Source organism: Candidatus Zymogenus saltonus (genome assembly GCA_016929395.1).
GTDB lineage: Bacteria > Desulfobacterota > Zymogenia > Zymogenales > Zymogenaceae > Zymogenus > Zymogenus saltonus.
The window spans coordinates 1-9,317 of sequence record JAFGIX010000075.1 but is presented as its reverse complement, the minus strand read 5'-3'; the positions used below and the strand labels follow the sequence as shown (position 1 = coordinate 9,317).

The following is a 9,317-nucleotide window of genomic DNA, read 5'->3' as shown; positions in this document are numbered from 1 at the left end:
TAAAGTTCGGGGATGGCTCTTCTATGATAAAATATCTTCTCTTTAAACGACTAAACTGTAAGGTAAGATCGTAACTTTTTCAAATAACCGATACCACGAAACAATCCTACCACCCCCCCTAATCAACCGACCAACCGAACAAACCGACCGGTAACCCGAAACTCACGCCTTGCGCACGTCTTTCTCACGTCTTTCTCAATATCGTGGAGATGTTGATCAGCTTCTTCATCAGGTTTTCTTTCTGGATGACGAACTTCACCTGCGGGTATCCGGAGACGGTCTTCTTTATCATTTTCTCGTCGTCCTCGGTTGTGGAGACGAGGATGACCGGGATTGATGACGCCTGCTTGTTGTCCTTTAGCCGCTCGAGGACGTCAAAGCATGTCCCGTCCCCGAGGAAGACGTCCATCAGGATCAGCTTGGCGTTTTCCATGTCGTCCTTGATGAACTTCACCGCCCCTAAGGAAGCCCCGTGCGACTTTACGTTGGCGATTCCGGCGAAGACCACCTTGACGTCGTTTATGAAGGAGTCCTCGAAGTCGAGGACGAGGATCGCTTCGCCCCCCTGTATCTCCTCGCCGTCGGCAGTCTTGGGCGCCGGCTTCTCATCGGTTGCCTCAACTGCGGATTCCTCCTCAGGGTATTCCAGGTCGTCCACTATGAGGGGATTTTCGAGGCTCGGGTCTCTGGACATGAGCCTTTCGATCTCGTCGAGCACGACCTTCCTGTTGAAGGTGATCATCGCTTTACAGAGGGGGCACGGCTTGACGACGTTGCTTCCCGTGATCGCCCTTACCATCTCCGTGTCGAAGGACCCGGGCCTTTTGCAGGCGCCGCAGGTAAAGACGATCTCTCCCCCGATCACCTCTATGATTACGTCCTTGAACATAGTTTATATATACTAAAATGATTAAAAAAAATCAACGCCAATTTTCTTGACATGAAAAAAATATATTATTATAGTTGTGTAAAATTTCTTTCTAAAACAGAAGGACCAAGATATGACAGCAAAAGGGGCCGAGAAGAAGGACATTAAAATCGCCGCCGACGACGCTCTCATAGTCGTTGACCTGCAGCCCGACTTCATGCCCGGTGGGAACCTCGCCGTTGAAGGCGGAAACGAGATTATAGAAGACATAAACGACCTGATCCCCCTTTTTGCGACCGTTGTGGGGACGCAGGACTGGCACCCCGCAGGACATAAGTCCTTTGCCAGCGCCCACGACGGCAAAAAGCCGTACGACCTGTTCGAGGAGCCGGGTCTTGGGCCGGTGCTTTGGCCCGACCACTGCGTTCGGGGGACCTTCGGCGCGGACTTCCACCCCGAAGTGAACGTGGACGATATAACCCTCATCTTGAGGAAGGGGATTCACGCCGGTATCGACAGCTACAGCGTCTTTATGGAGAACGACAAGAAGACCGAGACCGGCCTTTCGGGGTATCTCAAGGCGAGGGGCGTAAAGAGGGTCTTCATGTGCGGACTGGCCCTCGATTACTGCGTCTTCTACTCGGCGATGGACGGCGTCAACTTCGGCTTTGAGGTGTTTGTGATAGAAGACCTGACACGGCCGGTCGATTCGCCGCCGGGCCACCTCGAGAGGGCGATGAACACCATGAAGGACATCGGGGTCGAGTTTATCGACAAGGAGGCCGTTTCCATTTAGAGTCACTCAGTCTCTGTCCCGCTGCTGATATGGGGCTTGATACGAAGGGGACCGTCTCCGGTCAGGAGGGATTTCATTTCCATCCCGCTGCTGGCTTGAGATCCACTGCTGTTGTTATTTAGCAATGTTAAATTGGGCAAGTTAGGCGCTTAACCTGTTTAATCGATTTTTCGGCTTTATATCCTCTTTTCCGACGCCGCTTCAATCTAACAATCGGTTGGTCAGCTGGGTATTGAATCCGCATTGTCGTGTCTTTTGACGTCCGCTCTCTTTTTCAATCTCCACCTGATGACGATTAGGGCCACGGCGACGGCTATGAGGAAGTAGGCGGAGCCTATCTCGAAGTAGAACGCCCTTAGGTACTGCTCGCCCGCGGCCAGCGCCCCCGCCGCTACGGGGCCGATGATAAACCCGAGGTTTCCACCCATTTCCATGTAGCTTACCCCCTGTCCCGGTCGGTCCTTGATGGCATCCGCCGCCAGGGACGGGAATATCGGGAAGAGAAGCCCCACCCCGGCGCCCATCGCCCAGAAGAGGAGAAACCACACCCACACATCGACGATCAGGACAAGAAGCGTGAGGCACGATAGGGCAAAGAAGCTCCCCACGAAGATAAGGAGTTCCGCCGGGGTCTTGCCGAAGGCCTCCCTCTCGGTAAGGAGGATGGTGAGAATCATCCCGAAGGAGAGAGCGCCGAAGAAGAGGCCCGCGAAGTGGCCCGGCATTCCTTTGTTCACCACGTAGAGAGGCATGATGAACTGGAGGCTTCCCCAGACGAACTGGAGGACGAAGAACATCGTTGAGATGAGGATAAGGATGCTCAGTCCCGAAGGGTTGAAGACCATCTTGTTCTTTTTGTGGGGATTATCTTTCATCTCGTATAGAGGCTTCGAGCCGCCGATTGCGCCGTAGTTTTTCATGTAGAGGGCCATGGCTATGACGCCGAACATCGAGCAGACAATGAAGGGAGACGAGAAGGAGTCGGTAACCCAGAATACGACGGCGCCTACGAGGGGCCCCAGCACCGAGCCTGTCATCTCGAGCATCATGAACCGGGCGTTGGCGATGCGCCTCATGTAGGCATCGAGGTATCTCCTGGCGATTATGGTGTAGCAGGAGACGATGACGAGCGCGGAGCCGACCCCCTGAAGCGCCCGGGCCACATAGAGGACCACGGCGTTGGGGATGGCCGGGGCGGCGGAGGCGACTATGAAGATGACGATCCCGCAGGTTATGACGGGGCGGGGGTCTATCCTGTCTATGTAGTGGCCGATTATCGGCTGGGTTATTCCCCTCGCTATGGCGAAAAGTGAGATGACCCACCCCCCGAAGATGAGGCTGATGTTCAGGTGCTTCGTGTAGAGGGCGATGATGGCGAGGATGATGCCGCCGCCGATGTTTGTTGCGAAGATAGTCAGCGCAAGGGCGTTGATCGTCGGGTCTTTCCTCGGACTTTTTGAGGGATTCGTCTCCATGTTGGGAATGAATGATATAGGGGGATTTTGGATATGTCAAGGACGGAATGGTAAAAGGGCGGAAAAATGGGGGGCCGGTCTTGTATCGCCGGGCCCCCTAATATATGCTGTTTTTTCACTTTGCTCTCATTTTCCTATTATCCGCCCCGTGGCGTTCCTGTGCTCGCGTACTATCGTCACACAGAGTTTTTTGTAGATCTGGTCGAACGTCATCGCTTTTTTCTCGATCTCCTTTATCAGTGCCTCAAGCGCCGACTTCACCGAGTCGATCTCGCTAATGATAGAGCGCTTCGAGTCCCTGATCTCGATCCCGAGGTCGTCGTGGGAGACTCCCTGTCCGGCTTTTTCTGGGGAGTCTGACGTTTTACTTGACATTTTCTCTTCGGTCTCAGATGACGCACCTTCTCCCCCTGTCATTTCATCGATCCTTTTCTGAAGCCTGTTCAGAGACTCGTCAATGTTAAAAAATTTGTTCTCTTGAGATACTGTTTTTATAGTTTCGTTTACTCTCCTTAAGGACTCAATCGTCTCCATTAAACTGGCATGTGCTAATTCCAAATCATCGGCAGCTTTAGTAAGTCCCTCAACGTTTTCTTTCGTACTTTTGTTCTCTTCTCTCCCTTCCCTTTCACTGTCCAGCTTTTCACTCTCCTTATCAAACCAATTTTGAAGATTGGGAGTCAGATTTCGTATTTTTTCAGCAAAACCGATAATCGCATTGAATTGATTCTCTGTTTTAGTAGTATCATCTTCCCAAAATGTTATTTCTCCTTTATCAACATTGTCAACAAAATCAATAACACTATCGGTTACTTTTTCTAAAATCTGTATTGTTTTTGTTTCTATATCCTCGTTTGAAAAATCAATTTCTTTTATATAACTTTTGATTTTATCGCGCCTTTCCTCCCTTTTCTCTCTTCTTTTTTCTAGAAGGTCGATCATCAGTTTATCAATGTACTGTGCACCAGTCTTCAGCATTTCGAGTTCTTCAGTAATCGCCGACACATACTCACGTTTTTCGTAGTCCGGTTTTTTAATACTTAATTTATCGAGAAGTTTGTCGCAAGACTCCTTAACATAATCGAGAATGCTGAGAACTTCATTTATGCCTTTTTCGGATTCAAAGGCAAATTTTTCGGCCTGCAACATTTGTAAAGAGTCCAGCATCCATCCTATAGGTTCGATCGGCATTTTTCCCTCCTGAAATTTTGGTCAAAAGATTTTCATTTAAACCAATTATTTCACAAAAGAGGGATCCATATAAAAAAATGAATTTAGAAAAGAAAACAATTCATTTTCCCAAATTTTTTTCTTTGATTACCTTTTCCAAGCTCGAACATGCTCCATCATAACCTAAAGAGCACGCCGCTCTCATGTCCCTTTCCGCATCATCCCATCTCTCCATCTTATAATTAATGAAGCCTCTAGAGTAGTATGTATATGCATTTTTACTGTCCAAGCTTATTACCATAGTGTAGTCTCTGATGGCCTCATTGTACATTTCCATCTTGCTGTATGTTGAGCCCCGGTTGTAGTAAGCGTTGCTGTTTTTTGGATCGATGGCTATTGCCCTGTCTAAATCCTCTATAGCCTTGTCGTACATACACAGTTTGGAGTAGACACTTCCCCGATTGTTGTATACATTCCTATAATTTGGATCGAGCTCGATTACCTTATTTAAGTCCTTTAGCGCATCACCGTATAATCCCTCCTCTTTATATGAAAGACTTCTGGCGTAATATGCATCTACGTAATTTTGATCTAAAGAGATGGCCTTGTCGAAACACTCGATCGCATCTTTATACCAGTATTTCTTATGATATCTCAGCCCCTTGAGGTACCACATTTCGGGGTCATCCATCGACATACATGCAAACATATTAATTGCTAAAAGTACCGTTAAAGAAATAATGACCGACGTATTCCTTTTCAGCTTCATCGCTTCATCCCCTCTAAGATTGGTTGTCTTGAATATAGTATCCGGTTTTTCAAATCTTGTCAATAGAAATTTTGATGGGCTTAAATGAATATGAAGATATGGGGCAAAGATATATCCCATTTGAGAAACCACTTCTCATGGGAATTTTTTATCTTCCAGTTAAATTATCGCAGTTTTTTAAGAAATTATTAAAAATATGAATGGAATATTTTTCGGCGGGTATTTCTATTTTTTTTCTACATTATTCTTTTTCTTATTCTCCTCCTCAATTCTATCCTCATACTTCCATTTTGCCGCCCCACATCCACTAATACTACCAAGAGAGCACGCCTTTCTGAAGTCCTTTTCGGCTTCGTCGAGCATTTTAAGCATATCATATGTACAGAGGCCCTGTCGTAATAGTAGTCCGTCTCCTCAGGATTTATCTCAATAGTTTTGGTAAACTCTTTATTGCTTCCTCGTAGTTCCCCATATCGTAATATGTCCATCCCATGTAATAATAAGACTCATCGGCCACCTCGTTTCCATGTTTCAGAGCCATTTCAAAATCCGCCAGGGCCTCCTTATGCTGTGCCATAGAATAGTAGCAGTAACCCCTTAAGCTGTATGATTGCTCGTTCTTGTTATCAATCTCAATGGCCTTGGTCAAACACTCTATCGCCTTGCCGTACATCTCATTATCAGCGTAAGCTTTTCCCTTTTTGTACCAATCCTTGGCACTCTTCGGCTCGTCAGGCACGCCGCAGGAGGTGCCCAAAAGAAACGCGAACGGGAACGTTGTTACCAGTATGGCGGCAGATATTTTGGCGGCCGCGATTAACTCCTTCCTCCTTTTCAGCTTCATTTTCTCTATCCTGAAAAACAAATCAAATACATATTCTCGTGATATTATATGTTAATAGTATTATGCTGTCAATGTTGAAATGTTATTTGATGCACATGAAAATTAGTTGGGAGATCACTATTCTCTATCGCTTTTACATCTATATCTTTCTGCATAAATAGGCCGCGGCCGTGTCCTTTTTTAGAATCGGCTCCGGTAAAAAGCCGCGATGTTTGAGATACTCACAGAAGTTCATCCCGACGAACTCGAGGTAGTTTTCAAATCCTCCCTCCAGTCTCTCAGCAACGTTGTAGACGGCCCTGAATATCCTGTTTTTGGGGCGGTCAATCGGCTCGATGAAAAGGGCGTGGGATTTTGTAACCCGATGCACCTCGGCCACGACTTTGTCCCTCAGGTCGCCCGGCATGGCGTGGAGCCCCCTCGATATGGCGACGAGGTTAAACGAACAGTCGGGAAAATCGAGGGCCGATGCGTCCATGACCTTGAAATCGATCGGAAGCGTTTTTGCGCCCCTTTTCGCCTTGGCTATCATCTTGGGGGAGATGTCGACGCCGACAACGTGGTCGCTCAGCCCGGAAAGATACCTCGACAGAAGCCCGGTCCCGCAGCACACCTCGATCATCTTAGTATCCCTCGTTATATCGAGATGCTCTGGAAGCCTCCTGACCGCCTCCCTGATGAAAGAGGCGGATAAGAGGTCGATAATGAAATAGAAGGGGGCGGCCTTGTCGAAGATATCGGCGGCGGATTTTCTAACTGGTCGGGCCTTCCTTCCTCTCTCTTCTTTCACGAATTGTTCTTTCAATAGAGCTTAAAAGACATACCCGAGGATAACCTCACAATGGGGACATATTATAATCTCTCTTTTCACTATTCCTATATGCGATTTTTTCCAGATTATATCCAACCTCTCCTTGCAATTCGGGCATATGGGAATCACGTCATCCGGGGCGTCCTCAATCCTTATTCCTTTAACATCAATGGCCATTCAGAAATCCTTGCTTTTTAAGTTTATTCCAATTGTAAGACCAACATCTCCTCAAGGTTTGGGAAATGTGACGGGCGGCCGCCATCAATCCGCGATGGTTGGTTTATTGTAAACCACATTGACCGTTGATCGAGCAAGCGGGAGATCGTCACCTCTTCTTGGAGCCGCCTCCTTTCTTCCCCTTTACTCCTTCATCCTTCTTCATGTCTATCTTGATTACCTTGTCTCCAGGGATAAAGGTGCCCGTTCCCCGTTTTATATATTGGGTTGCGATGACGGAGCCGTTGTCGTCGACCTTTATCACGTTGAAGTTGTGCCCAACCGCCCTGATCTTGTCGTCGGTTTTCTTCGAGGTGGAGCCGCACCCCAGGACGGCGATCTCCCGCTCTATGTCGTCCTCGTCGAAGTATACTGCCCGGCAGAACTGCGGCACGTGGCGGTGCCCGTGGAGGATCAGGTCGAACTCCTCCTGTATGAGACGGTACATGACCACGCCGGCGTTTTCGAGCATCATGAAACCCTCGTCGGCGAGCTTGGGCAAAAAGTTGTAGGAGGTCGGCATCGGGTGGTGATGGACAAGGGCGATCTTGAACGACTTCAGATACAGATCCTGATTCTCCGATTTCTTAAGTCCCCTGGACCAATCGGAGAACTCGTCCAGGTCCCTCTCGATTATGAGTCCGTGGGTCATGGGGCGCATAATCTGCACGAACTTTCTCCATAGATTACCCCTCGGCTCGTAGATCTGGTTCGAGTCGAAGGTGAAGACGCTCAACAGGTGTTCCGGGGAGAAGTAGTGCCCCATCTCCTCCTCGGTAAATACCCTGAAAAACTTCCCGTTCTTTTTTCTTCCGTAGGAGCCCATAAAGAAGAGATCGTGGTTTCCGGGGACTATCCTGAATACAGGGGAGATGCCGCTCTTCTCCTCCACCGCCTTCAGCGCCTCTCTGATCATCTCGGCGGGCACCGTTATGTCTTCCTTTGGGTCCTCCACGACATCACCGGTGACAAAGACGTACTGGGGGCTGAACTCCACAAGATGCTCCAGGGCGAGCTTGAAAATCTCCACGTTCTTTCCGTCGTAGTGAATGTCCGACAGGTGAAAAATCGTGAATCCCTCCCGACCGGCCATCTGGTTCTCCTTTCAAATCGATTTGGATATGGCTGCGGAGTATGTTAGCACGTTGGTTTTCCTTTTGCAATTAGGCATGAAATATTTTTGGACTTGTTTAAAAACTTTGTAAAAAAGCTTGACATTCAATCAATATCATATTATAAATAGAAGTTTGAAATAATATTAAGGGGTGTCGGGGATATTGGAGGGGCATCGGGAGGATCGAGGCGGTTGGGGGGGGGGTCGGGAGTTTTTAGTGGTGGGGCTATCAGGGGGTTATCGGGGGGCTATCAGGGGGCTATCGGGGGTTTTGAATCAGTTAAGCGTTCGGAGAAAAATAGATGAAAACAGTTAGCGCAAAAAGCGGGGATTTCACACAGGATTGGTTCTTGGTCGACGCCAACGAGAAGATCCTCGGTAGGCTCGCCTCGGAAGTTGCGTCGGTCCTGAGGGGGAAAAAGAAACCTATCTTCACACCCCACGTGGATACGGGCGACTTCGTTGTTGTCGTCAACGCAGAAAAGATCAGGCTTACCGGCAACAAGCTGAAGGACAAAAAGTATTACAGTCACACCGGTTACCCAGGGGGAATAAAGGAGATTACCGCGGAAAAGCTTCTCGCCAAAAAGCCGGAAGAGCTGGTGATAAAGGCGGTTCGCGGGATGCTCCCGAAAAACAGGCTCGGAAGAAAGATGATCAAAAAGCTCAAAGTGTACGCGGGTCCGGAACATCCTCACCATGCCCAGAGTCCGAAAACCTTAAACCTGAAATAAAAAAGGGAGTTTAAAGTTCTATGGCCCAATCACCGCAATATTACGCAACCGGAAAGAGGAAAAGCTCCATCGCCAGGGTCTACCTGAGACCGGGCAAGGGGGATATAGTTATAAACAAAAAGGTGCTTGACGACTATTTCCACAGGGAAACCTCAAAGATGATAATTCATCAGCCCCTGGAGCTGACAAACACCCTGGGCAAATTCGATATCTTCGTCAACGTCTCGGGCGGCGGCCACTCCGGCCAGGCCGGGGCCATCAAGCACGGTATTTCCAAGGCCCTCCTGAACTACGACGCGGAGCTGCGCTCCGTGCTGAAAAAGGCCGGATTCATCACCAGAGACTCCAGGGTCAAGGAGAGGAAAAAGTACGGCCAGAGGGGGGCGAGGGCCAGGTTCCAGTTCTCCAAGAGGTAAGATACCGATATCCTCATCGGCGGCGGTCTCGAGAAATCACAACGTTGTTTTTGCATCCCATCTCGTCGGAGGGCTCTTGATAGATGAGCCTTGCCGATTGTGGG

At 48.7% G+C, this 9,317-nt stretch carries 11 protein-coding genes; 3 read left to right on the top strand and 8 right to left on the bottom strand.

Features of this window, described 5'->3' with window-relative positions; translation table 11 throughout:
• Nucleotides 1-184: 184 nt before the first annotated feature.
• Nucleotides 185-889, bottom strand: a complete 705-nt coding sequence (locus JW984_14240) for a hypothetical protein (GenBank protein ID MBN1574355.1) — start codon at nt 887-889, stop codon at nt 185-187.
• A gap of 112 nt (nt 890-1,001) precedes the next feature.
• Between JW984_14240 and pncA the strand changes: the two genes are divergently transcribed.
• On the top strand, nt 1,002-1,664 hold the full coding sequence (pncA, locus tag JW984_14235) for a bifunctional nicotinamidase/pyrazinamidase (GenBank protein MBN1574354.1): 663 nt from the start codon (nt 1,002-1,004) through the stop codon (nt 1,662-1,664).
• A gap of 221 nt (nt 1,665-1,885) precedes the next feature.
• Here the strand turns inward: pncA and JW984_14230 are convergent, their stop codons facing one another.
• The 7 genes from JW984_14230 to JW984_14200 all read right to left on the bottom strand — a co-directional run bounded on the left by JW984_14230 (nt 1,886) and on the right by JW984_14200 (nt 8,042).
• Nucleotides 1,886-3,139 (bottom strand): MFS transporter, encoded by a 1,254-nt coding sequence (locus JW984_14230; protein ID MBN1574353.1) that lies wholly within the window; start codon nt 3,137-3,139, stop codon nt 1,886-1,888.
• Nucleotides 3,140-3,265: 126 nt separating this feature from the next.
• Complete coding sequence (locus JW984_14225; protein MBN1574352.1) at nt 3,266-4,330, bottom strand: hypothetical protein; 1,065 nt, start codon at nt 4,328-4,330, stop codon at nt 3,266-3,268.
• Nucleotides 4,331-4,430: 100 nt separating this feature from the next.
• A complete protein-coding gene (locus JW984_14220) occupies nt 4,431-5,078 on the bottom strand; it encodes a tetratricopeptide repeat protein (GenBank protein MBN1574351.1) in 648 nt (215 codons plus the stop codon).
• Between the two features lie 225 nt (nt 5,079-5,303).
• Nucleotides 5,304-5,441 carry a hypothetical protein gene (locus tag JW984_14215; GenBank protein ID MBN1574350.1) on the bottom strand — a complete coding sequence of 46 codons (138 nt, stop codon included), beginning with the start codon at nt 5,439-5,441 and terminating at the stop codon, nt 5,304-5,306.
• Between the two features lie 58 nt (nt 5,442-5,499).
• A complete protein-coding gene (locus JW984_14210) occupies nt 5,500-5,922 on the bottom strand; it encodes a tetratricopeptide repeat protein (protein ID MBN1574349.1) in 423 nt (140 codons plus the stop codon).
• A 139-nt stretch (nt 5,923-6,061) separates the two neighbouring features.
• Complete coding sequence (locus tag JW984_14205) at nt 6,062-6,712, bottom strand: methyltransferase domain-containing protein (protein MBN1574348.1); 651 nt, start codon at nt 6,710-6,712, stop codon at nt 6,062-6,064.
• 346 nt (nt 6,713-7,058) lie between these two features.
• Nucleotides 7,059-8,042, bottom strand: a complete 984-nt coding sequence (locus JW984_14200) for a metallophosphoesterase (GenBank protein MBN1574347.1) — start codon at nt 8,040-8,042, stop codon at nt 7,059-7,061.
• Between the two features lie 323 nt (nt 8,043-8,365).
• Between JW984_14200 and rplM the strand changes: the two genes are divergently transcribed.
• Together rplM and rpsI are read left to right on the top strand one after the other, a co-directional pair.
• Nucleotides 8,366-8,797, top strand: a complete 432-nt coding sequence (gene rplM, locus JW984_14195) for a 50S ribosomal protein L13 (GenBank protein ID MBN1574346.1) — start codon at nt 8,366-8,368, stop codon at nt 8,795-8,797.
• 20 nt (nt 8,798-8,817) lie between these two features.
• Nucleotides 8,818-9,213 (top strand): 30S ribosomal protein S9, encoded by a 396-nt coding sequence (gene rpsI, locus JW984_14190; protein MBN1574345.1) that lies wholly within the window; start codon nt 8,818-8,820, stop codon nt 9,211-9,213.
• The last annotated feature ends 104 nt before the right edge of the window (nt 9,214-9,317 follow it).